This is a genomic window from Halomonas sp. HL-93 (assembly GCF_900086985.1).
Classification (GTDB): domain Bacteria; phylum Pseudomonadota; class Gammaproteobacteria; order Pseudomonadales; family Halomonadaceae; genus Vreelandella.
On record NZ_LT593974.1, the window covers coordinates 3,995,789 to 4,019,663 of the forward strand.

At 55.3% G+C, this 23,875-nt stretch carries 21 protein-coding genes; 14 read left to right on the forward strand and 7 right to left on the reverse strand.

Features of this window, described 5'->3' with window-relative positions:
- The first annotated feature begins 14 nt into the window (after positions 1-14).
- From atpA to mgtE, 5 genes are all read left to right on the forward strand, one after another.
- Positions 15-1,559: a F0F1 ATP synthase subunit alpha gene (gene atpA / locus GA0071314_RS18590; protein ID WP_074398130.1), complete on the forward strand. Its 1,545-nt coding sequence runs from the start codon at positions 15-17 to the stop codon at positions 1,557-1,559.
- A 68-nt stretch (positions 1,560-1,627) separates the two neighbouring features.
- The gene (gene atpG, locus GA0071314_RS18595) at positions 1,628-2,515 is read left to right on the forward strand and encodes a F0F1 ATP synthase subunit gamma (protein ID WP_074398132.1); all 888 of its coding nucleotides are present in this window, start codon (positions 1,628-1,630) and stop codon (positions 2,513-2,515) included.
- Positions 2,516-2,590: 75 nt separating this feature from the next.
- Complete coding sequence (gene atpD, locus GA0071314_RS18600; RefSeq protein ID WP_074398134.1) at positions 2,591-3,970, forward strand: F0F1 ATP synthase subunit beta; 1,380 nt, start codon at positions 2,591-2,593, stop codon at positions 3,968-3,970.
- Between the two features lie 24 nt (positions 3,971-3,994).
- Positions 3,995-4,423, forward strand: coding sequence for a F0F1 ATP synthase subunit epsilon (locus GA0071314_RS18605; RefSeq protein ID WP_074398136.1), 429 nt, complete (start codon positions 3,995-3,997; stop codon positions 4,421-4,423).
- A 143-nt stretch (positions 4,424-4,566) separates the two neighbouring features.
- Positions 4,567-5,949 carry a magnesium transporter gene (mgtE, locus tag GA0071314_RS18610; protein ID WP_074398138.1) on the forward strand — a complete coding sequence of 461 codons (1,383 nt, stop codon included), beginning with the start codon at positions 4,567-4,569 and terminating at the stop codon, positions 5,947-5,949.
- Between the two features lie 12 nt (positions 5,950-5,961).
- Here mgtE and GA0071314_RS18615 read toward each other — a convergent pair whose 3' ends face one another.
- The gene (locus GA0071314_RS18615) at positions 5,962-7,155 is read right to left on the reverse strand and encodes a cation diffusion facilitator family transporter (RefSeq protein ID WP_074398139.1); all 1,194 of its coding nucleotides are present in this window, start codon (positions 7,153-7,155) and stop codon (positions 5,962-5,964) included.
- Between the two features lie 190 nt (positions 7,156-7,345).
- Between GA0071314_RS18615 and GA0071314_RS18620 the strand changes: the two genes are divergently transcribed.
- The 5 genes from GA0071314_RS18620 (at position 7,346) to nhaD (ending at position 14,180) form a co-directional block, all read left to right on the forward strand.
- Positions 7,346-8,146, forward strand: coding sequence for an undecaprenyl-diphosphate phosphatase (locus GA0071314_RS18620; protein WP_074398140.1), 801 nt, complete (start codon positions 7,346-7,348; stop codon positions 8,144-8,146).
- A 15-nt stretch (positions 8,147-8,161) separates the two neighbouring features.
- Positions 8,162-9,280, forward strand: coding sequence for an FAD:protein FMN transferase (locus GA0071314_RS18625; protein WP_074398142.1), 1,119 nt, complete (start codon positions 8,162-8,164; stop codon positions 9,278-9,280).
- Between the two features lies 1 nt (position 9,281).
- Complete coding sequence (glmU, locus tag GA0071314_RS18630; protein ID WP_074398143.1) at positions 9,282-10,667, forward strand: bifunctional UDP-N-acetylglucosamine diphosphorylase/glucosamine-1-phosphate N-acetyltransferase GlmU; 1,386 nt, start codon at positions 9,282-9,284, stop codon at positions 10,665-10,667.
- Positions 10,668-10,741: 74 nt separating this feature from the next.
- Positions 10,742-12,571, forward strand: coding sequence for a glutamine--fructose-6-phosphate transaminase (isomerizing) (gene glmS / locus GA0071314_RS18635; RefSeq protein ID WP_074398145.1), 1,830 nt, complete (start codon positions 10,742-10,744; stop codon positions 12,569-12,571).
- Between the two features lie 142 nt (positions 12,572-12,713).
- Positions 12,714-14,180, forward strand: coding sequence for a sodium:proton antiporter NhaD (gene nhaD, locus GA0071314_RS18640; RefSeq protein ID WP_074398147.1), 1,467 nt, complete (start codon positions 12,714-12,716; stop codon positions 14,178-14,180).
- A 61-nt stretch (positions 14,181-14,241) separates the two neighbouring features.
- Here nhaD and GA0071314_RS18645 read toward each other — a convergent pair whose 3' ends face one another.
- The 3 genes from GA0071314_RS18645 to GA0071314_RS18655 all read right to left on the reverse strand — a co-directional run bounded on the left by GA0071314_RS18645 (position 14,242) and on the right by GA0071314_RS18655 (position 16,990).
- Complete coding sequence (locus GA0071314_RS18645) at positions 14,242-14,841, reverse strand: CBS domain-containing protein (protein ID WP_074398593.1); 600 nt, start codon at positions 14,839-14,841, stop codon at positions 14,242-14,244.
- 95 nt (positions 14,842-14,936) lie between these two features.
- On the reverse strand, positions 14,937-16,328 hold the full coding sequence (locus tag GA0071314_RS18650; RefSeq protein WP_074398149.1) for an ATP-binding protein: 1,392 nt from the start codon (positions 16,326-16,328) through the stop codon (positions 14,937-14,939).
- Positions 16,325-16,990, reverse strand: a complete 666-nt coding sequence (locus tag GA0071314_RS18655) for a response regulator transcription factor (RefSeq protein ID WP_074398150.1) — start codon at positions 16,988-16,990, stop codon at positions 16,325-16,327. The genes GA0071314_RS18650 and GA0071314_RS18655 overlap by 4 nt, the downstream gene beginning before the upstream one ends.
- A 131-nt stretch (positions 16,991-17,121) precedes the next feature.
- Here GA0071314_RS18655 and GA0071314_RS18660 point away from each other — a divergent pair, with 131 nt between their 5' ends.
- Positions 17,122-18,027, forward strand: coding sequence for a GNAT family N-acetyltransferase (locus GA0071314_RS18660; protein ID WP_074398152.1), 906 nt, complete (start codon positions 17,122-17,124; stop codon positions 18,025-18,027).
- Between the two features lie 220 nt (positions 18,028-18,247).
- The gene (locus tag GA0071314_RS18665) at positions 18,248-18,640 is read left to right on the forward strand and encodes a c-type cytochrome (RefSeq protein WP_074398154.1); all 393 of its coding nucleotides are present in this window, start codon (positions 18,248-18,250) and stop codon (positions 18,638-18,640) included.
- Between the two features lie 167 nt (positions 18,641-18,807).
- Here GA0071314_RS18665 and rep read toward each other — a convergent pair whose 3' ends face one another.
- Positions 18,808-20,865, reverse strand: coding sequence for a DNA helicase Rep (gene rep / locus GA0071314_RS18670; protein ID WP_172822114.1), 2,058 nt, complete (start codon positions 20,863-20,865; stop codon positions 18,808-18,810).
- A 35-nt stretch (positions 20,866-20,900) separates the two neighbouring features.
- Between rep and GA0071314_RS18675 the strand changes: the two genes are divergently transcribed.
- A complete protein-coding gene (locus tag GA0071314_RS18675) occupies positions 20,901-21,371 on the forward strand; it encodes a tRNA (cytidine(34)-2'-O)-methyltransferase (RefSeq protein ID WP_074398157.1) in 471 nt (156 codons plus the stop codon).
- Between the two features lie 6 nt (positions 21,372-21,377).
- On the opposite strand, the gene pyrE is transcribed toward GA0071314_RS18675, so the two are convergent.
- Positions 21,378-22,043 carry an orotate phosphoribosyltransferase gene (gene pyrE, locus GA0071314_RS18680; RefSeq protein WP_074398159.1) on the reverse strand — a complete coding sequence of 222 codons (666 nt, stop codon included), beginning with the start codon at positions 22,041-22,043 and terminating at the stop codon, positions 21,378-21,380.
- A 138-nt stretch (positions 22,044-22,181) separates the two neighbouring features.
- On the opposite strand from pyrE, the gene GA0071314_RS18685 reads away from it, so the two are divergent.
- Entirely contained in the window at positions 22,182-22,949 is a 768-nt protein-coding gene (locus tag GA0071314_RS18685; protein WP_074398161.1) for an exodeoxyribonuclease III, read from the forward strand.
- 97 nt (positions 22,950-23,046) lie between these two features.
- On the opposite strand, the gene rph is transcribed toward GA0071314_RS18685, so the two are convergent.
- Complete coding sequence (gene rph, locus GA0071314_RS18690) at positions 23,047-23,784, reverse strand: ribonuclease PH (protein WP_074398163.1); 738 nt, start codon at positions 23,782-23,784, stop codon at positions 23,047-23,049.
- Positions 23,785-23,875 lie beyond the last annotated feature (91 nt).

Here is a 23,875-nt window from a genome sequence, read left to right on the forward strand (position 1 = left end):
TTGAGGGACATGGCATGCAGCAACTGAATCCTTCCGAGATCAGCGACATCATCAAGCAGCGAATTGAGAAGCTTGACGTCGCATCTGAAGCCCGTAATCAGGGCACCATCGTCAGCGTTTCCGACGGTATCGTGAAAGTTCACGGCCTCGAAGACGCGATGTTTGGTGAAATGATTGAATTTCCCAACAGTGTCTTTGGCATGGTACTCAACCTGGAGCGTGACTCCGTGGGTGCCGTGGTACTGGGCGACTACCTGTTACTTGAAGAGGGCATGACCGCTAAGTGTACCGGTCGCATCCTTGAAGTACCGGTTGGCCCCGAGCTGATTGGACGCGTGGTTGACGCTTTGGGTAATCCCATCGACGGTAAAGGCGAGATCAACGCCAAAATGACTGACGCCGTTGAGAAAGTGGCGCCAGGCGTTATTACCCGTCAATCCGTTGACGAGCCGATCCAAACCGGTTTGAAGTCCATCGATTCCATGGTGCCGATTGGTCGTGGCCAGCGCGAGCTGATCATCGGTGACCGCCAAATCGGTAAATCCGCCATTGCCATTGATGCGATCATCAACCAGAAAGGCAAGGGCGTGACCTGTGTTTACGTTGCCATTGGTCAGAAGCAGTCGACCATTGCCAACGTGGTGCGCAAGCTCGAAGAGCACGGCGCCATGGATCACACCATCATTGTGGCCGCTGGCGCTGCCGATCCGGCACCCATGCAGTTCCTCGCTGCCTACTCTGGCTGCACCATGGGCGAATATTTCCGCGACCGTGGCGAAGACGCGCTGATCGTTTATGACGATCTTTCCAAGCAGGCCGTTGCCTATCGTCAGGTATCGCTGCTGTTGCGCCGTCCGCCGGGCCGTGAAGCCTATCCCGGTGACGTCTTCTATCTCCACTCACGTCTGCTTGAGCGTGCTGCGCGCGTCAACGTCGACTACGTTGAGAAGTTCACCAACGGCGAAGTGAAAGGCAAGACCGGTTCCTTAACCGCCCTGCCGATCATCGAAACCCAGGGTGGTGACGTTTCCGCATTCGTTCCGACCAACGTGATCTCGATCACCGATGGTCAGATCTTCCTGGAAACCAACCTGTTTAACTCGGGTATTCGTCCGGCGATCAACGCGGGTCTTTCAGTATCGCGTGTGGGTGGTTCGGCGCAGACCAAAATCATCAAGAAGCTTGGCGGTAGTGTACGTCTGGCCTTGGCTCAGTACCGTGAACTGGCAGCGTTCTCGCAGTTTGCGTCTGACCTTGATGAAGCCACGCGTAAGCAGCTTGAGCACGGTCAGCGTGTTACCGAGCTGATGAAGCAACACCAATACTCGCCGATGTCAGTAGCCGAGATGGCGCTTACGCTTTATGCCGCCAACGAAGGTCATCTGGATGACGTCGAAGTAAATAAAGTGCTGGACTTCGAGCGTGCCTTGCACGATTACATGAAGTCTGAGCACAGCGATTTGCTCGACAAGATCAACCAGACCGGCGACTACAACGATGAGATTAAAGACGGCTTGAAGTCGGGTCTCGAGAAGTTCAAGGCGACTCAGAGCTGGTAATGCACACGGCCTGCCCGCCGGGTGGGCTAGCATGCTTTCTGAGAGCCACGAACGAAAGGTAGATCGCTATGGCAGCTGCAAAAGAGATACGCACCCAGATTGGGAGCATTAAAAATACGCAGAAAATCACCAGTGCCATGGAAATGGTGGCTGCGTCGAAAATGCGTAAAGCGCAAGAGCTGATGAAGGCTAGCCAGCCTTACGCCAAGCAGATCCGCAACGTGGTCAGCCACCTTGCCGACGCCAACCCCGAGTATAAGCACGATTATATGCTTGAGCGGAGCGAGGTGAAGCGGGTCGGTTACATTGTGGTGTCTACTGACCGCGGTTTGTGCGGCGGTTTGAACCACAACCTGTTCAAGGCCGTGGTGAAAGATGCCAAGGCCTGGCATCAGGAAGGCGCTGGGCTGGACTTCTGCGCCCTGGGCTCGAAGGCCAGCGGCTTTTTCCGCAACTACGGGGGCAACCTGGTTGCTGCCAAGAGTGGATTAGGCGAGGCCCCGACGGTCGAAGGGTTGATCGGCAGTATTAAGGTCATGCTCGAAGCGTACGATGAAGGCCGAATTGACCGTCTGTATGTGGTGCACAACGAGTTCGTTAACACCATGACTCAGCACCCGGTGGTACGTCAGCTACTTCCGCTGTCGACCAACATTGGCGAAGACGCTGAGCAAGACGAAGAAAACGCCCGTCCCGGAAGCTGGGACTACCTGTATGAGCCGGATGCTAAGGCGTTGTTGGATAGCCTGCTGGTTCGTTTCATTGAATCGCAGGTGTATCAGGCGGTCGTGGAAAACGGTGCGTGCGAACAGGCCGCCCGAATGATCGCCATGAAGAGTGCTACCGATAACGCGGGCAATCTGATTGACGATCTGGAAATGGTTTATAACAAGGCCCGTCAGGCCGCCATTACCCAGGAAATTTCCGAGATCGTCGGCGGCGCTTCGGCCGTATAACGCCAAGGGAAGCTGATCTTTGAAGACGGCTCCCGGCAGACAGGTTTCATTTGCAGGTTTTTGAGAGGAACCAAGATGAGCGGACGTATCGTACAAATCATCGGCGCGGTGATTGACGTAGAGTTTCCGCGGGACTCTGTGCCCAAGGTCTACGACGCGCTGAAGGTCTCTGATGTAGAGACCATCCTCGAAGTCCAGCAGCAGCTGGGCGACGGCGTGGTGCGCACCATCGCCATGGGCTCCACTGAGGGCTTAAAGCGTGGCATGGACGTGACCAGCACAGGTGCTGCAATTTCGGTCCCGGTGGGTAAAGCCACACTGGGCCGTATCATGAACGTGCTCGGCGAGCCCATCGACGAAGCGGGCGACATCGGCGAAGAAGAACGCATGCCGATTCACCGCAAGGCACCTGGCTATGCCGACCAAGCAGCGTCTGAAGAGCTGCTGGAAACCGGTATTAAGGTTATCGACCTGGTTTGCCCATTTGCTAAGGGCGGTAAGGTCGGCCTATTCGGCGGTGCCGGTGTCGGTAAAACCGTTAACATGATGGAGCTTATCCGTAACATCGCCACCGAGCACAGCGGCTATTCAGTATTTGCCGGTGTGGGTGAGCGTACACGTGAGGGTAATGACTTTTATCATGAAATGACCGAATCCAACGTTATCGATAAGGTATCGCTGGTTTACGGTCAGATGAACGAGCCTCCCGGCAACCGTCTGCGCGTAGCGCTGACCGGCCTGACCATTGCGGAAAAATTCCGTGATGAAGGCCGCGACGTTCTGCTGTTCGTCGATAACATCTACCGCTACACCCTGGCCGGTACCGAAGTATCCGCACTGTTGGGTCGTATGCCGTCAGCGGTAGGTTATCAGCCGACACTCGCCGAAGAGATGGGTGTTCTGCAGGAACGTATCACCTCGACCAAAACCGGTTCGATCACTTCCGTACAGGCCGTCTACGTGCCGGCGGATGACTTGACCGATCCATCACCGGCGACCACCTTCTCGCACCTGGATGCCACCGTGGTATTGGCACGTTCTATTGCCGAACTGGGTATCTACCCGGCGATCGACCCGCTGGACTCCACCTCGCGCCAGTTGGACCCGCTTGTGGTCGGTGAAGAGCACTACAACGTGGCTCGCGGTGTGCAGAACGTGCTTCAGCGCTACAAGGAACTGAAGGATATTATCGCGATTTTGGGTATGGACGAGCTGTCTGATGAAGATAAGCTGGCCGTTGCTCGTGCGCGTAAAATCCAGCGCTTCTTGTCGCAGCCGTTCTTCGTAGCCGAGGTGTTCACCGGTTCTCCGGGTAAATACGTGTCGCTGAAAGACACTATCAGTGGCTTCCAGGGCATCCTCGCGGGTGAGTATGATGAACTGCCGGAACAGGCCTTCTACATGGTCGGCTCCATCGACGAAGCGGTCGAAAAAGCCAACCAGATGAAGAAGTAATCCCGTCCATTAGGGGGATTCGCTATGGCGAATAGCTTCACTTGCAATATCGTCAGCGCTGAAGCGTCCATCTACTCGGGATCGGTCGAGATGGTGGTTGCGTCTGGCATCACGGGCGATCTGGGTATTTTACCCGGACACGCTCCGCTGTTGACGGAACTTAAGCCTGGGCCGGTACGGGTGATTCACGATGGCGGCGAAGAAGAACACTTCTTCGTGACGGGTGGCTTCATGGAAGTTCAGCCCAACCTCGTGACCGTCTTGGCCGACGCTGCTTCGCGTGCCAGTGACCTCAATGAGGCCGCGGCAGAAGAAGCGCGTCAGCAAGCGCTGAAAGCCTTTAATGACAAGTCCTCGGAGCTCGACTATACCCGGGCTGCCGCGGAACTTGCCGAAGCCGTTGCCCAGCTGCGAACGATTCAGCAACTGCGCAAAAAAGCGGGTAAAGGCTAACCGTCACGCTTAGCGTGCACAATAACGCTCCTTAAACCCACTATAGGGTTTAAGGGGCGTTTTTTTTGTCTGCTAGTATGGCAAACGCAATCTGGCGAAAAGGAATGTCGGCGGTGTAGCGCGTCAGCGAAAAGGGGAATGCCATGTCATTGAACGATGAAACCTTACAAGCACTAAAAGCCGAGCTGCTTGACGAGCTTGAAAAGGATACACCAGACAACGCGTTATTGGCCGAACGTTTGTCCGAGATCCGCTCGGCGGATATCGGCGAAATCCTGGAAGATTTAATCGAAGAAGAGGAAGCGCTAGCCGAGGCGTTAGCGTTACTCGATATTTTGTCCACCGAGCGCGCCGCCAATGTCTTGGGCTATCTGCCGGGGGAAAGCCAGCTCGAGGTAGTAGGAGGGCTCTCGGATACCCATGTACTCAAGCTGCTGGAAGAAATGGGTTCCGATGAGCGTGCTGACCTATTCAACCTGCTTGATGAAGACCGTCGTGAAGCGCTGCTGCGGCGCATGGCCCACCAGGAGCGGGAAGACCTTAAGCGCTTGGCCAGCTACGAAGAGGGTACCGCCGGGGCCATCATGACCTCGGACTACGTGGCCATTGCCAGCGGCATGACGGTGTCTCAGGCCATGATGCGCGTGCGCCAGACCGCTCCTGACGCAGAAACTGTCTACCAGCTCTATGTGCTGGACAGCGAAGGTCAACTGATTGGCACCATGTCGCTGCGACAGCTGATGGTCGCGCGCCCCGGAGCGCTGGTCGACGACATCATGATCAAGGACGTGATCAGCACCCCCGTGGATGAAGAACAGGAAGAAGTTGCCAAAATTGTGGCGCGTTATGACCTGTTGGCACTGCCGGTGTTAGATGCCGATGGCCGGATGGTGGGTATTGTGACCCACGATGACGCCATGGACGTAGCAGAATCGGAAGCCACCGAAGATATCCACAAGGGGATGTCCATCGGCCAGTTGGAAGATGGTGTAAGTCGCGTGCCGCTATGGAGCCTTTATCGCAAACGGGTGTTCTGGCTGGTACTGCTGGTGTTTGCCAATCTATTTTCCGGCGCGGGGATTGCCTATTTCGAAGACACCATTGCGGCTCAGGTCGCCCTGGTATTCTTTCTGCCGTTGTTGATTGGCAGTGGCGGTAATGCGGGTGCTCAGGCAGCTACCTTGATGGTGCGTGGTATGGCGACCGGCGATGTCGGCGTAAAAGACTGGGGGAAAATGCTCGGGCGGGAACTGTTGGTGGCTGGCGCTCTCGGCATCACCATGGCAATTGCGGTCACCCCGATTGGGATTTTCCGCGGCGGCGAGGCGGTGGCCATTATTGTTGCGTTCAGCATGGTGACTATCGTGCTTTTTGGCAGCTTAATCGGCATGTGCCTGCCGTTCGTGCTGGAACGCTTTAAGGTGGACCCTGCGACGGCGTCGGCACCGCTAGTGACAACGCTGATTGATGCGTCAGGCGTACTAATTTATTTCAGCATTGCCACAGCCGTCTTGGCCCCTGTGTAAGCTAGCCGTAATTTACTGCATGGTGTGGCTGGCAGCGCGGGTAATAAACATGACTTCCACGTGCCCTAACCATTCGATATCACTGGCTAGCGCTTTTAGTTGGCTGGCGAGGCATTGGGGCGGCTGATGGACGGCATCGCCAATGATCAACGACACCGATATTTTATCGTCCAAGTAATGCAGCTGTAGCTCGCTAAGCGTTCGCCAAACCGGATGTCTGTACCATCGCGCATCGAGTTCTGCCTCTACTTCTGGGCGCAACGGTAAGCCGGGCAAACGGCTTGGGTCGCCTTCACCAGCGTCGTCTTCCGGGTCAATATGGAAGATGACATCGGTTAACGCCGGGAACTGATGGCGCAGGCGGCGGCTCACCTCATTGCCAATTTCGTGGGCCTCCGAGACGGTAATCTTGGGGCCGACCACAATATGTAAATCGACCATTACCCAGCCAGCGGACTGACGGGTGCGCAGGTCGTGCACGCTGTCCACCCCAGGTACGGCGCATGCAACGTCGTGCATTTGCTGTTGGGCATCTTCGGGAAGCGCAGTGTCGACCAGCTCGCGGGCAGATTCCCACAGCAAATCCCAACCAACTTTACCGACCAGTAAACCGACAATGATGGCGGCAACCGCATCTAACCAGCCTAGGCCAAACTGGGCACCGAGCAGGGCAATTAATACCACCGCAGTGGAGAGCGCATCGCTGCGCGAGTGCCAAGCATTCGCCTCAAGCAACTTAGAGCCAACCCGCTTGGCGACTTGCATGGTGTAGCGGAAAATCCATTCCTTAGCGAATAAGGCGACAATGGTAACCAGGATAGCGATCAGCCCGGGGGCGGAAACGTGCGCACCACTAAACAGCCGATCCAAGCTTGACCAGGCAATCCCCCCCGCGACGAAGATCAGAACACTGCCGAGCAACAGTGTGGTGAGAGTTTCAATGCGTCCGTGACCGTACTGGTGGTCTTCATCAGGCGCTTGACGGCCGTAATGAATCGCCGTTAAAACAAAACCATCGGTGACCAAATCCGAAAAGGAATGGACGGCATCGGCGATTAACGCAGCGGACCCTACCCAAAAGCCTATCAGTAGTTTTATGACGCCCAATAACGCATCCAGCCACGCGCCAATATACGTGACGCGCTTTGCCTCGTGGGTTTGCAGCTGCGGGTCTTGGACAACCGATGAGTCGACGCTTTGAGTCATGAGGTACCTTGTAGGGACGCACACTAGCTAATAGTAGGCCCCATTGTAGCGCACTCACCTACGCGCTCTATAGTCCTTGATTGAACCGGTTTTTATTAGCCACAAATGCTAACGGCGGACAAGTTTGCCCGGGATGTGTATCCTTAATCGCCGATGTATCCCCTCAACCGGGAGTAAATGAGGAATAGCAATGGATTGGCTTCAGATCGTGGTATTAGCACTGGTTCAGGGGGTGTCTGAATTTCTGCCGGTATCCAGCTCTGCCCATTTGATTTTGGTGCCTGTGCTCACCGAATGGGAAGATCAGGGGCTGGCCTTTGATGTGGCGCTGCATTTGGGCAGTCTTTCGGCGGTGGTCGTCTATTTTCGCCACGAACTATGGCAGATGGTGTCGAGTTGTCTCGCCGCCCTGAAAGGCCAACGCATCGACCGCGATGCGCGCTTGGCCGTCTGGGTTATCCTCGCCACGCTGCCAGTCTGCGCGGTGGGATTTTTAATGCGCGATGTGGTGGCAGAACATATGCGGTCTACGCTGATTATCGGCTTGAGCCTGGTATTTTTCGGCCTTTGGCTGGGCTACGCTGATTGGCAAAAACGCGGGTCGCGTAGCGAGTATCAATTGACTTTCAGAGATGCCCTGTTGATTGGCGCGGCTCAGGTATTGGCATTGATTCCCGGCACATCGCGCTCGGGCATTACCATGACCGCTGCGCTGATGCTGGGGATGAGCCGCGAGGGCGCGGCGCGTTTTTCCTTTCTGCTGTCTATTCCGGTGATTGTGTTGGCTGGCGGCCTAGAGGCAATAGAGCTCATTGGCCAACCCAATCCAGTTGATGGTTCGGCGATGCTAGCCGGGACGCTGCTTTCGGGGTTAAGCGCGTATGCGTGTATTCATTTTTTCCTGGCGCTGATCAAACGGTTGGGGATGCAACCCTTCGTGTTATATCGCGTGCTTTTTGGCATTTGGCTGCTATGGTTTTTTCATGGTTAGGGTGGGGTAACTACGATGCAGCAAGGGTGTTCTTTGCAAAGCTATTACGGGTTGATCGTGCTACTGCTGATAGCATTGACGGGCTGTTCAGAAGAGGACCGCCCGCTGGAATCGCCAGTCAAACTAGAAGGCAATATATTTGGCACCTTCTATCAAGTCACCATGGCGGATCCGCTTACTCAAGGGCAGGTCAACGAGCTTGAAGCGGGTATCGAAGAGGAACTGGAAAGCGTTGACCAGTCCATGTCCACCTACCGCGACGATGCCGAACTAATGGCCTTCAACCAAGCGCCGCTAGGCGAATGGCAACCGTTATCCGACGGGCTGATTGACGTGATGGCGATTAGTCAGTCGATTGCCGAGGCAAGCGATGGCGCCTTCGATATTACCATTGGCGATTTGGTCAACCTGTGGAGCTTTGGTCCCGAGGCTCGCCCTGAAGAAGTGCCTTCCGATCAAGAGCTTGACGAACGGCTGGGGCGGGTGGGCTTTGATGCTATAGACCTCGACCCGCAAGCGCTTGAAGCCCGGCGAACCCGGGATGTGTTTGTCGATCTTTCGGCCATCGCCAAAGGGTATGCCACCGACCGCGTCGCTGCATACTTGGATCAACAGGGAATAGAGCACTACCTGGTCAATCTTGGCGGTGATTTGATTACCCGCGGCTATCGCAATATAGATGAGCAAACGGCGTGGCGCATCGGCATTGAGGTGCCTGAGAATGGTGAGCAGCGCGCCGAACATGTCCTGCCGCTTGATTCGATTTCGGTGGCCACATCAGGCGATTATCGGCACTATTTTGAAGCCGATGGAAAGCGCTATTCGCACACCATTGATCCGCGTAATGGCAAGCCGATTACCCACGACTTAGCATCGGTCTCGGTCTTTCATCCCTCTAACGCCTGGGCCGATGGTTGGGCGACCGCGCTAATGGTGGCGGGCGATGAAGAAGGCATGGATTTGGCTAGTGAGCATGATTTGAATGTTCTGATGCTGATCCGCGAGGGGGATAAATGGCGAAGTGTAGCGAGCCCTGGCTTTGCTCAGCATTTTGGTGATGAACTCATCGAATCGTTAGACATAGAGATTGCGTCTGCCCGCGCGGACGATCGTGAAACCGCGACAGGTGATTAACATGCAAGAACTCGATATTGTCATTCTCGCGGCCGGTAAAGGTACCCGAATGCGTTCTCAGACGCCTAAGGTGCTGCATACGCTGGCTGGCAAACCAATGGTCCAGCACGTGCTCGACACGGCCGCTGGGCTTTGCCCCGCCCGCACCCATGTTGTGATTGGTCACGGTGCAGAGCAATTGCGTGAGGCGCTGGTTAATTATCCTGTCCAATTTGCTGTTCAGGCTGAGCAAAAAGGCACGGGTCATGCGGTCGCCCAAGCGCTGCCGCAATTGGGCAGCGGCAAGGTGTTGTTGCTGTACGGTGACGTACCGTTAATTCACCGCGAGTCGCTGGCGGCCTTGCTGGCGCAGGTGGATGACCAGCAAATGGGGCTGTTAACCGTCACATTGGATGATCCCAACGGCTATGGTCGCATTGTGCGCAATACACAAGGCGAGGCGGTGGCGATTGTCGAACAGAAAGATGCTACTGAGGAACAGCTTGCCATTACTGAGTGCAACACTGGAATGATGGCGATGACCAGTGAACAATTGAAACGCTGGATGCCCCAGCTTTCGGCAGATAACGCCCAGGGTGAATACTACCTCACCGATGTAATTGCCATGGCGGCAAGTGAGGGCGTTAAAGTGTCTACCGCTCAACCTGCCACTACCATTGAGGTCGAAGGGGTAAATAACCGTGCTCAAATGGCGCGCTTGGAGCGAGCCTATCAAGCCCGAGTGGCCGAAAAACTGATGGCCCAGGGCGTTGCATTAGCGGACCCGGCTCGGCTTGATGTACGTGGCAAGCTTACCTGCGGTCATGATGTGTTTATCGACGTGGGCTGCGTGTTTGAAGGCGAGGTTGAGTTAGGCGAGGGTGTGCGCATTGGCCCTTATTGCGTGATTAAAAATAGCACCATCGGCGCAGAAAGCGTAGTGGATTCCCACAGCGTTATCGACACCACCGTAGCCGCCGGGCTTAACCAGATTGGGCCCTTTGCACGGCTACGACCCGGTACTCGTTTAGCGGTTAAGGCAAAAGTCGGCAACTTTGTTGAGACGAAAAACGTTGATGTGGGTGAAGGCAGCAAAATCAATCATTTGAGTTACGTAGGTGATGCCAGTCTTGGACGTGGCGTCAATGTGGGCGCGGGCACGATCACCTGCAATTACGATGGCGCGAACAAGCATCACACAGCGATTGGTGATCATGCCTTTATCGGCTCTAATACCGCCTTGGTGGCGCCGGTGAGCATTGGGGAAGGGGCCACGGTGGGGGCTGGTTCCACCATCGCCAAGGACGTCAGCGATCACGCCCTGGCCGTGTCGCGAGGGCGCCAATTAGAGAAAAGCGATTGGCAACGTCCGCGCGGAAGCACAGACTCTAGTGCTAAGAATCATTAAAAGGATGTATTCATATTCCAATTTAGCCGGTTTACCTTTTCCGCGCATTGGATGAATAACTCAGGAGAGCTGTTATGTGTGGCATTGTGGCCGCCGTTGCCCAGCGCAACGTCCAGGGCATCTTACTGGAAGGATTGAAACGTCTTGAATACCGCGGCTACGACTCGGCGGGCATGACGGTGTTCGACGGGCGCGCGCTGACGCGCCATCGGGCGGTAGGCAAGGTGGCGGCGTTATCCAGCAAGCTGGAGGCAGTCGGATTGCCCGGTAAAGCAGGCATTGCCCATACCCGCTGGGCCACTCACGGCAAGCCTTCCGAAGACAACGCCCATCCTCACCACAGCGGTGAGCAGGTTGCTGTTGTTCACAATGGCATTATCGAAAATTACGAAGCCATTAAAGAACGGCTGCAAACCAGTGGCTACCGTTTTACCTCAGAAACCGATACCGAAGTTATTGCTCACTTACTAACTGAGAAGCTGGATAGCGGGCTTAGTTTATTTGATGCCACCCAGCAGATCGTTAACGGCTTGGGCGGCGCTTATGCGCTGGGTGTGATGAGCGCCAACGCCCCGGGCGTAGTTGTCGGGGCACGGCAGGGTAGTCCCCTGGTGGTGGGCGTCGGGATTGGCGAAGCATTTTTAGCCTCTGATCCGCTGGCCCTTCTCCAGGTAACCGACCGATTCATCTATCTGGAGGAGGGGGATCTGGTCGAACTGCGCGAGCAGGGTGCTATTCGTATCGTCGACCGCGATGGAAAAGCGGTTGAACGGCCGATCCAAACGTTTGAACATGGCGATGGCGCGGCGAGTAAAGGCGACTACCGCCATTTCATGCTCAAGGAAATCTTTGAGCAGCCCGAGGTGATTCGGGCTGCGCTTGAAGGGCGTTTAAGCGACGATCACGTATTGGTGGAAAGCTTTGGTCCCGATGCCCCAGCCATTTTCCAATCCACCAAGCAAATTCATATTATTGCCTGTGGCACCAGCTATCACGCTGGCCTGGTCGCTCGCTATTGGTTGGAGCGTTACGCCGGCATTCCGGTACAGGTAGAAGTCGCCTCCGAGTATCGTTACCGTTACCCCGTGGTACCCGAGGGCACGCTGTTCGTCACGCTCTCCCAATCTGGTGAAACCGCCGATACCCTGGCCGCACTGCGTTATGCAAAACAACTGAATTACGTTGGCACGTTGGCGATTTGTAACGTACCGGGCAGCTCGTTAGTGCGTGAATCGGATGTGACCCTAATGACCCGGGCAGGGCCCGAAATTGGGGTTGCCTCGACCAAAGCCTTTACTACCCAGCTTATTGGGCTAATGCTGCTGACACTGGCGATCAGCAGGGTGCATGGCTGTCATGATCATCACGCTGATATTGTCTCGGCGTTAAAAACCTTACCCGCGCTTTGCCAGCAGGTACTGGCGCTAGACCCGGCAATCGAAATACTGTCAGAGGCGTTTGCCGAAAAACACCATGCCCTATTTTTGGGCCGTGGTGCTCACTTCCCAGTAGCCCTTGAGGGGGCGCTTAAGCTCAAAGAAATTTCCTATATCCATGCGGAAGCCTATCCCGCCGGTGAGCTCAAGCACGGACCGTTGGCGCTGGTGGATGCCGATATGCCGGTGATCTCGGTGGCACCTAACGATGATCTGCTCGAAAAGCTTAAGTCGAACCTGCAGGAAGTGCGCGCGCGCGGCGGGCAGCTGTTTGTGTTTGCCGATGAGCAGGTGGGTATCGAAGAACGCGACGACATTCGCGTATTGCGCTTACCGCATATCCACGAAGCGCTGACCCCGCTGCTGTATACGCTGCCGCTCCAACTGCTGAGTTACCACGTAGCGGTACTTAAAGGCACCGATGTGGATCAGCCGCGCAACCTGGCGAAAAGCGTCACGGTAGAGTAAACAGGATCCTTGGCCACAGTTCGGCGTTTTTGTCGGCTGTGGTCAACCGTTGTTGGCAATGTTGCATTGCCACATTCCATTAGGCAGCTTATTATTATGGCGGTTTATCCTTCCTCCGATCTACCGCAGGGATTTTTTCGCTATGAAACCACCCGATTACCACATCGCTGGGCGCTATAGCCGCCGAGCGATGTGCCTGTTGTTTGCATTTTGCTGTCTCGCTGTTCCTTCTTTGTCTTATGCCGCTGCCGGATCTCTCGATCTGACCCGCTCCGTCGCAGGTATCCTTTGCGTGGCTATTTTCGTGCTCGCTTATGCATTAGTGATGGCCGAAGAGCTGTTGCACATGCGCAAGTCAAAGCCGGTATTGGTCGCCGCTGGTTTGATTTGGGCATTGGTGGCTTGGGTTTACGTTCAGGCGGGGCTGCCCGAGGAAGCGGAAACGGCGTTTCGCGAAACGCTGCTGGAGTACACCGAACTATTACTGTTTTTGCTGGTGGCGATGACCTATATCAACGCCATGGAAGAACGGCGGGTGTTTGATTCGTTGCGTGCCTGGCTGGTACGCAAGGGGTTTAGCTACCGTAGCCTGTTCTGGATTACCGGTGTTTTAGCGTTTGGTATTTCGTCGATTGCCAACAACATGACCACGGCGATGCTGATGTGCGCCGTGGTACTGAAAGTGGCCGAAGGCGATGACCGCTTTATCAGCCTTTGCTGTATTAACGTGGTGGTGGCCGCCAATGCCGGTGGCGCTTTCAGCCCCTTCGGCGATATCACAACGCTGATGGTTTGGCAGGCTGGCCAAGTGGCGTTTGGCGAATTTTTCAAGCTGTTTGTGCCGGCGGTTGTGAATTTCATGGTGCCCGCGGTGATCATGAGTTGTTTTATCCGCAATCGAAAACCGGAATCACTTTCGGAAAGCGTGTGGCTCAAGCGCGGTGCGCGGCGTATCGTCGTGCTGTTCTTAATCACCGTCGCGATATCCGTTCTCTGTCACTCTGTGCTGCATTTACCCCCCGCCATGGGCATGATGTTTGGCCTTGGTCTGCTGCAGTTCTTTGGCTATTACCTGCGCCGCAGCTTGCCGCGCTCCCTTGAACGCAAGCGTGAACGCTATTCACGCCGCGGCGATTGGAAAAAACTCGAACAGCTGGGCGGTGTGGTCCCCTTCGATATCTTTAGTCGGATTGCCCGTTCCGAGTGGGACACACTGCTATTTTTCTACGGTGTGGTGATGTGTGTGGGTGGTTTAGGTTTCATCGGCTATCTTGGTCTGCTCTCGGAAACGCTTTACGGCAGTTGGAACCCAGTGTGGGCCAACGTGGTGCTGGGGCTGATTTCAGCGGTGGTGGATAACATCCCGGTAATGTTTGCGGTGCTCTCGATGGAGCCTGATATGTCTACAGGTAATTGGCTACTAATTACGCTAACGGCGGGCGTTGGGGGCAGTTTACTATCGATGGGCTCTGCCGCGGGTGTTGCGCTCATGGGGCAGGCCCGGGGCATCTATACCTTTGCCCGACATCTGCGTTGGGCACCGGCCATTATGCTGGGCTATATCGCCAGTATTTTGACCCATGTTTGGTTAAATGCAGGGCTTTTTTAGCCTCAGAAACGCAACCGCCCGCTCGTATCGACGAGCGGGCGGGATAAAATGAGACGATTAATCAAATATCGTGCCCGGTCACGACCTTACAAATATCAGCAAAGCTTTGCGCCATCGGTATGCTAGTGATTGCCTTACCAATGGCCGCTTGAATATCGGTTGCTGAAATAATGCCGCGAATGCTGGGCTCGTGGCGATCATTATGCTCGATAATCAGCAAGTGTTGATCCGTAAAGCTTTCCATCGACAGCACTAAATCCTCAATGCTAAGCGATGACAGCTGGTTAAATGGCATAGCGCTTAACTTATGCCAGGGTGTCATGACCATTTCGACCGTCACGTCTTCTCGGCTTAATTGGCGTTGCTGCATGGCAATGTTGATGCGTCTTTTGCCAATTAATTCTTTAGCCGTGATCACGCCAATGCAGTGGTCATGGCTATCCATAACAAACAGCAACCGCACCCCCGCGTAGCGCATTTTTTGATGAGCCTGATCAACCGGCGTATCTACCTCAATCCACTGGGGAAGTACTTGGCTAAAATCGGTCAGAACACTCGTGGCAGGGCTACTCGGCGATAATGGCTGCTTTTTCGGTACGACCAGCGACGGGGTCGACCCTAATTGAATTAAGGGTTTGGGTGAAAATGTCATTTGGTTCATCAGAATGCCTGCGTTAAGTGAGGTAATAAATAACAAAATACGTTCTTTGGTTACTTCACATTTGCACGGAATTCTTATGGCAACCTTAAGAGCTGCTAAGAGAAGGATTGAGAAGGGAAGCGTTGAAGCGTAATACGAACACGTAAGCCGCCCTGGGGAGCGTTTGTCATGGTGAATTCGCCGTTATGGCGCTTAACGACGCGGTCAACAATGGATAACCCTAAACCTGCTCCAGCGCCGGGCCCGGCACGTTGGAAACGCTCTCTCACCCGTGAGTAAGCCTGTTCCGGGATACCCGGGCCCTGATCATCCACACAGAGTGTGACGTGGTGAGTGGTTGCGCTTAAAGCGATATCGATAACGCCATTATTGGGTGTGTGCTGAAAAGCATTACCCACAATATTTTGCAACACGGTTTCAACGGCACCGGGCTCTGTTTGCATATGCCAGTCCAGCGATTCGTCGGCATGCAAGGTCACCTGCTGTTGGCGCTCTGCGGCCAGGGGCGAGAGTTCGGCGAGGGTTTCACGCGCCTCGGTGAGCAAGTTGGATGGGCGGTAGTGGCGTTGTAGCTCGGTTTCAGGCGCTAAACGGGCCAGTGCAAGCAACTGGCTGACCACACGGGTGGCGCGGGTAACGCCATCGCGGAGGTGATTAAGCGCCTCTTCACGATCTTCACGGCTATCGGTGCTTAACGCATTTTGCGCATGCAGATCCAACACGGCGAGCGGGGTGCGTAATTCGTGGGCGGCATCGGCAATAAAACGTTCTTCGCGTATGCGTATCTGACGGATACGCTCCAGCAATTGATTTAATGCGCCGGCAATCGGCGTTAACTCTTGGGGGAGTGATGTGAGTGACACGGGCTGAAGGTTATGCGGCCCGCGAGCGCGTGTCTGCTCGGCCATTCGCGACAACGGCGCGAGCCCCCAGCCGATGCACCACCACAACAGTAAGGCCACCATGGGTAACCCTATAAGCTCGGGTAATAAGGTACGTAGGGCGACCGAACGAATCAGTTCCCCACGGGTATTTTCGCGCTCACCAACGATAATCCGCTGATCCGTATTTGCGTTATTCAGGCCATAAATCCGCCATGCCTGCTGATCAATAGTGAGGTCAGAATAGCCAGTGGTTTGCTGGCTGGGTTTTATATCAGGGGCATCAGAAGAGCTTAGCAATAGCTGATCTTCTTCCCATAGTTTAAAGGCAAGCTGGCTTGAGTAGCGGTGTCCGTTGAAAGAATCGGCTGGTTCAGAACGCTTTAACGCATTTTCAAGATTGCTCAGCACCTCGCTACGCTGGTCACTCAGTTCAGGTGATTGAATCATTCCTTCGAGAAAGCGCGCATGTTGCGCAAGCCGGGCATCGGAAAGCTCGCTTATTTGATGCGCGGCATAATGATAGCTAATCATGCCAATCACCAGTGTGCTGAGGCCGAAGACCAGCAGCACCAATGTGAGGGTGCGGTATCGAATCGAGCTCATCCGGATTTATCCATCACGTAACCAATGCCACGCACTGTGCGTATGACATGGGGGGAAAACTTGCGCCTCAAGTGATGAATATGGACTTCAATGGCATTACTTTCGACATCTTCATCCCATCCATACACCAACTGGGCTAGGGTATCACGAGTGAAAACACGCCCAGGATGGCTCATAAATTCCTGTAATAATGTCAGTTCGCGGCGCGAAAGCGCGACCTCTTGGCCTTGATAACTCACCTTGAGGGTGATTGGATTAAGCAGTACCCCTTGGCACTCCAACAGCGTGCTGGTTTGACCTTGGCTGCGCCGAAGTAGCGCTCGAAGGCGGGCGGTGAGTTCGGTGACATCAAATGGTTTGATTAAATAATCGTCGGCACCTGCATCCAAACCAGCTATGCGCTCATTAATCGCATCCCGGGCGGTCAGCACAAGGATCGGTATTTGGCTACCTTGAAGGCGAACGGCTTTGAGTACGGCGATGCCATCCAGGCGGGGTAGCCCCAGATCGAGTATTACGGCATCGAAGGGAACACCTTCCAGCAGTGTTGAACGGGCACTCACTCCATCGCTGAGATGGTCAACCGTGTACCCTTCAGGCTTAAGCGCCAAGCGTATTCCGGACGCCAAACTTGCATCGTCCTCTACCAGTAGAATGCGCATGATGAGAGATTACGTCCCTGGGTGAGCTCACCTATTTAGATGAAAGGAAGGGGTGGATTGCCTGCACTTTATAAACAGGCGGAGCATTAATAGCACAATGAATACCATGGATCACAACAGCAGCGGCGTCTATGACCGATACTTTTAAGATTACCCTATGCCCACCGAACCTACGTCGCGAGGCGCTTTTGCATCTGGCGAAGGCGCAATCGCCGGATGGTCAAAAAGCACTGACTAAGGCGCTAAAGCCCATGTTGGGTGGTCCGGAAACGGCATGGCAGAGCTTATGGGTGAGTCAGGTTGATGGGCATATCAACGGGGTTATTTGGGTGCAGCGGCTACCGTTGAATATGGCGCAACTGTGGCTGCCCAACGTCGAAGGTGATCACATAAATGCGTTGATCGAGACGGCCCGGCAATGGGTGGTAGCGCAGCGTTTAACGCTGTGTCACATCGAGCTATCGCCGGACGCTACTCATCAGCGAGCACAATTGCTCGGCCATGGGATGCAACCGCTTGTATCGCTACGCTGTTTAAAAGCCACAGTGAATCAGCGTTTTCCTACCACAGCTTCCGACACAAGGCTGCGCTGGGTACCATGGGACCAGCTTAGCCCCGCGCAGCAGCATGCGTTATTAACAGCGGTGGGGCACGGCTCCTTGGATTGCCGTTTATTGCGCGACATATTATCGGTCGATGATCTATCAGCTGGATTCTATCAGCAAGATACATCCGCGCCCGCGCATTGGTATGCGCTTTACGTGGCAGAATCGCCGTCGCCCATTGGCGCTTTACTATTGGCGCCGCGCCGCGAGATTAACCGCTGGGAACTGATGTTGATGGGATTGGTACCTAAATGGCGAGGCCACGGCCTGGGTGGGCATATTCTCAATCATGCCTTGGCGCTCGCTCAGCAGGCCGGAGCCTCTGAGCTATTGCTTTCGGTGGACCATGAAAATCACCCGGCGGTAAACCTCTACACGCGCACTGGTTTCAGCGAATATGCACAGCAGCACGTGTTGGCGTGGCGCGGCTAAACCTGCGTACGACTAGTCTGCGTCGTTACCGCGTTGACCCGGTTGATGTAGTTGGTTTTGTGGCGCTTTCAATTGCCACTATACTGCTAACATTAGCTTCTTGGCGTGTCGGCAGCACACGGGCATTCAGCCGCCCAAACGCCAACAATAATAAATAGAGGTGGTGAGAGTGAATGTAAAGTGGACATTAGGGAGTCTTGCAGCGCTAGGGGTCGTCATAATGAGCGGTTCAGGCGCATTGGCCGATACCTCGCGTGAGACGATTACAGAACGATTAGCGCCGATAGGAAGCGTTTGCTTACAGGGCCAATCCTGCGGTACCCAAGCGGCGGAAGAAGAAGCCGAAAGCAATGCGCAAAGCGGTGACGGTGATCTGGATGGCCAAGCGCTCTATAGCAGCACCGGCTGTGCAGCATGTCACGACAGTGGCACGGCTGGCGCCCCCGCGTTAGGCGATACCGAAGCCTGGTCCGCCCGGTTGGAACAGGGAACCGAAGACCTCTATCAAAGCGTGTTTGATGGTAAAGGTGCCATGCCAGCGCGCGGCGGTAGCAGCGCCTCCGATGAAGAGATTCAGGCGGTCGTTGACTACATGGTCGCAGAGGCGGAGTGACCGGGTGGTTATCTTTGATGCTTAACAAAGTTACCCACAGGCGCTTAGCGAAAACCGCCTGTGGATAACGTAAGGCATAACATTACCCGCGCTTTTGGCTTATTAAAGCGCCTTAAGCTGATAAAGCGCCCTCCGCCCGACAGAGAACCATCAGCTCGGTAGAGAAATCAGCCTAGTAAAGAACGCAGCCCGGCAATGGCATCTTGCCCCCGCGCCTGTTTCTTCTCCGGGTCTTCTTTATCTGCTCGGCCTTCCCATTCCAGATCTTCAGCGGGTAACTCGTCTAAAAAGCGGCTGGGCTGGCAATCCATCAGTTCACCGTAGGCTTTGCGCTGGCGGGCAAGCGTCAGCGTTAGCGTGCGTCGCGCCCGGGTAATCCCCACGTAGGCCAGGCGACGTTCCTCCTCCACCGTGCCCATTTCAATGGCGTTGCGGTGGGGTAGCAGGTCTTCTTCCAAGCCCATTAAATACACATGGGGAAACTCCAGCCCTTTTGACGCGTGCATGGTGAGTAGTTGCACGCGATCAGAGTCATCCTCTTCGGCCTGCTGCTCTAAAATATCGCGCAGCACCAGGCGGGAGATTGCTGCTTCCACACCATCGGTTTCGGTAGCTTCAGACGCTGTATCGTCTTCCGGGTCGCGGTTGAGCGACTTTTCCAACTGGTCGATCAATATCCACACGTTGGCCATGCGTCGCTCGGCGACGGTGGGCGCGCTGGCGTTCTGATACAGCCATGCCTCGTAGTCCATATCCCGCAGCATATCGCGAATGGCGGCAATCGCATCGCCCTGGTCCATGCGCTTGCGTACGCCGTCGATAAAGTGGGTGAAGCGCGATAGCCGCTCGACCGCTCGGGTGGGCAGGGTCTGTTCCAACCCGAGCTCATGGCAGGCGGCAAACAGCGAAATCGAACGCTCCGTGGCATAGTTGGCCAGCTTTTCCAATGTGCCGGGGCCGATTTCGCGGCGTGGTACGTTCACAATGCGTAAAAAGGCGTTGTCGTCGGCGGGATTAATCAGCAGCCTTAGGTAGGCCATGGCGTCCTTGATCTCGTTACGCGAGAAAAACGACGTGCCGCCGGAAAGCTTATAGGGAATTTGGTAGTGCTGTAGCTTGAGTTCCAACAGCCGCGCCTGAAAATTACCGCGGTAAAGCACGGCAAAGTCACGCCACGAGGCGTTCTCTTTAATACGACGAGTAAATATCTCGCTGGCCACTCGCTCTGCTTCAGCTTCCTCGTGGCGATTGACGACCACTCGAATGGACGCACCGTCGCCCATGTCCGACCATAGGGTTTTTTCATACACGTGGGGATTATTGGCAATCAGCGTATTGGCAGCGCGCAAAATCGTGCCGGTAGAGCGGTAGTTCTGCTCGAGCTTGACCACTTTTAAACGCGGGAAGTCCTCGCCCAGGGTAATCAGATTTTCCGGCCGTGCACCGCGCCAGGCGTAGATCGACTGGTCGTCGTCGCCGACCACGGTAAAGGTGGCTCGCTCGGCCATGAGGAGCTTCACCAGCAGATACTGGGATACGTTGGTGTCCTGGTACTCATCCACCAGCATATAGTGGATTTTGCGCCGCCAGCGGGCCAGTGCTTCGGGGTCACGCTGCAGCAGCACCACCGGCAGCAGAATCAGGTCGTCAAAATCCACCGCATTGTAGGCTTTCAGATGGCGTACATAGGCCTCGTACACCCGGGCGGCAAAGTGCTCATCGTCATCTGCGGCAAACGAGAGTGCGTCGCTGGGCAGCAAGAGATCGTTCTTCCACTGGGAGATTTTGCTTTGCACCGCGTTGATCTGTTCGGCGTCTACCTGGGCGTCTTTATTCATCAGGTCGCGCAGTAGTGCCTTCGCGTCTTCCGGGTCGAAGAGTGAAAACCCGGGTTTGTAGCCCAGGGTTTTTAGCTCGCCGCGAATAATATTCAGCCCCAGGGTGTGAAAGGTGGAGACCGTTAGCCCGTGGCCTTCTTTGCCCTTGAGCATTTGACCCACGCGCTCTTTCATCTCGCGGGCGGCCTTGTTAGTAAACGTCACCGCGGCAATCTTGCGTGCGCTCATCCCGCACTCTTGCACCAGGTAAGCGATTTTGGTGGTGATCACGCTGGTTTTACCCGACCCTGCGCCCGCCAAGACCAAACAGGGGCCATCAATATAGCGCACCGCTTCCTGCTGGCGGGGGTTTAGCCCTTTAATGCGTTGGGCGATGCTGGGGTTCATGGCAAAATGCATCCTTTACGTGTGAAGGCAGTCCGATGTTTGAAATTGCGTTATTCGAGCCACGAATGGCACCCAATACGGGCAACATTATGCGCCTGGTGGCCAACAACGGCTGCCGGTTACACCTGATCGAACCGCTGGGCTTTGACCTCGAAGAGAAAAAGCTACGCCGCGCCGGGTTAGATTACCGCGATTTGGCCAACGTCACCCGCCATGCCGATTTTACGGCCTTTCAAAGCGCCATGCAGGGACGCACCATCTGGGCGATTACCACTCAAGGCACTCGCGCCCACAGCGACGCACCCTTTGCCCCAGGCGATGTACTGCTGTTTGGCTCGGAAACCGCCGGGCTTTCGCCGGAGGTGCACGCGGCGTTGCCTGCCGAACAAAAACTGCGCATTCCCATGCAGCCTAATAATCGCAGCCTCAACCTCTCTAACGCCGTGGCCATCGTCAGCTATGAAGCCTGGCGCCAGCAAGACTACGCTGGCGCGCTCTCCATTTAACGCGATTCAGGTGGCGATACCGTAGCGGTCGCGGTAAGCCCGCACGGCGTCGGCGTAGGCCAACATCTCACCACCGGCATGCTGTTCAAGGTAAGTAAGCACTTGCTCTAGTGTGACGATACTGACCACCGGCATGGCGTATTGTGACTGCACTTCCTGAATCGCGCTGTGTTCGCCCTGGCCGCGCTCCTGGCGGTCCAAGGCAATGATCACACCACCTGCACGGGCGCCGTTCTGTTCAATCAGGCTCATCACTTCGCGTATGGCGGTGCCCGCGGTAATTACATCATCAATAATCAGAATATCACCGGCAAGCGGTGCTCCGACAATGGTGCCGCCTTCGCCGTGGCTTTTGGCCTCTTTACGGTTAAACGCGTAGGGCATGTCGCGGTCGTGGTGATCGGCCAATGCGGCGGCAGTCACCGCCGCCAGGGGAATGCCTTTGTAAGCTGGGCCAAACAGCACGTCGGCCTTCAGGTCGCTATCGACAATCGCCTGGGCATAGAAGCGCCCCAGCTTGGCCAACGCGCGGCCGGTCTGAAACAGGCCCGCATTAAAGAAGTAAGGACTTACACGTCCGGATTTAAGCGTGAATTCACCGAACTTGAGTACGCCCTGCTCAATGGCAAAAGCAATGAAATCGCGCTGGTAGGGTTGTAGAGTGGTGGCCACGGCGGTCTTCCCTTGTCGATCAAAAGTTAGGGCAAAGGCAACAATAAATAGCAGGTAAATAGCAAGATTAGCTTTGTCTATTTACCCAAACGTCTAAACGTCGGGTATCATACAGCAGCGACGCAAAAGGGACGATTTATGAAAATTGCCAGCATCAATGTCAATGGTATACGTGATGCCGTCGACCGTGGCTTCCTGGACTGGCTGGCTCAGCAGGATGCCGACGTGGTCTGCGTGCAGAACATCAAGGCAAAAAGTTTTGAACTGGACGACCATATTCTCTATCCGGAGGGCTACGAAGGCTACTTCCTGGATGCCGAAGAAGATGGCTTTTCCGGTGTGGGGCTGTACTGCCGTAAAATCCCCAAGGCGATTATGTACGGCCTGGGGTTCCCTCAGTGTGACCATGAAGGGCGCTTTCTGCAGGCGGACTATGACCGCTTCAGTATTGCCACTTTCCTGATGCCTGACGGGAGCGACCAAAAAGCCAAGCAGGCGTTTATGGAGCAATACCAGGAATATCTCACGAAGATGTCGCGCAAACGCCGCGAATACATCATTTGTGGTACCTGGAATATTGCTCATAAAACTGTCGACCTGGCTAACTGGTCAGACAATCAGCTCACTCCGGGTTTCCGCCCCGAAGAGCGCGCCTGGATGGATCAGGTGCTTGGCCCAACCGGGTTTATCGACACCTTCCGCGAGATCAATCGAGATGCGGGCGAATACACGTGGTGGCCAAAGCTTGACCAAGACGTGCCCCGTGAGCGCCAGGAAGGGTGGCGGATCGACTACCAGTTAGTCGGCCCCAACTTCCGCCGCCACGTGGTCGACGCGTGGATCGATTACGATGCGACATTCTCCGAGTTCGCCCCTCTGATCATTGAGTATGATCTAGCGCTCTAATTTTTAGGCAGCGAACTTTTCCCGCGTCGCGTTACGAGTCGTAGCAGCAGGCCAGCATCAAGCTGGCCTGCTGCGTATGCACTTCATTGCCCTGTCATTACCCGCGGATACCCAGCGCCTCGCGCTGCTTTTCGCGTAGCTCCTCGCCTGCTTTCTCAGCGAGATCGAGCATGGCATTTAGCTCAGTACGGTTAAATGCGCCCGCTTCGGCGGTGCCTTGTACTTCGATCAGTTCGCCGCTTTCGGTCATCACCACATTCAGATCGGTATCGGCCTTGCTGTCTTCTGGATAGTCCAGATCCAGCACCGGCACGCCTTTATAAATGCCCACCGAAATGGCACTCACCAACTGCTTGAAGGGGTCGCCTTTGATCTTTTTCTCACGCTGCAGGTAACGAATCGCATCCACCAACGCCACGCAGCCGCCGGTGATTGCTGCGGTGCGGGTGCCGCCATCGGCCTGGATGACATCGCAATCCACGGTAATGGTGAACTCGCCGAGTTTTTTCAAATTCACCGCGGCGCGCAGGCTGCGGCCAATCAAACGCTGAATTTCCAACGTACGACCGCCTTGCTTACCGCGAGTCGCTTCGCGGCCGCTGCGTGAGTGGGTCGCGCGGGGCAACATGCCGTACTCGGCGGTAATCCAACCCTGATTTTTGCCGCGCAGCCAGCGCGGTACGCCTGCTTCCACGCTCGCATTACACAGCACCTTGGTATCGCCAAACTCCACCAGTACAGAGCCTTCCGCATGGCGGGTGTAATCACGGGTTATGCGAATATCACGCAGCTGGTCGGCTTCACGACCGCTCGGGCGAACAACATCAGGACGCATAGCACCTCACATAAACATTTGAGCAGGGAAAGCCCACCATTGTACACGTCAACGCAGGGTCTGATTGGCCTATTCAAGCGTTCGGTATCAA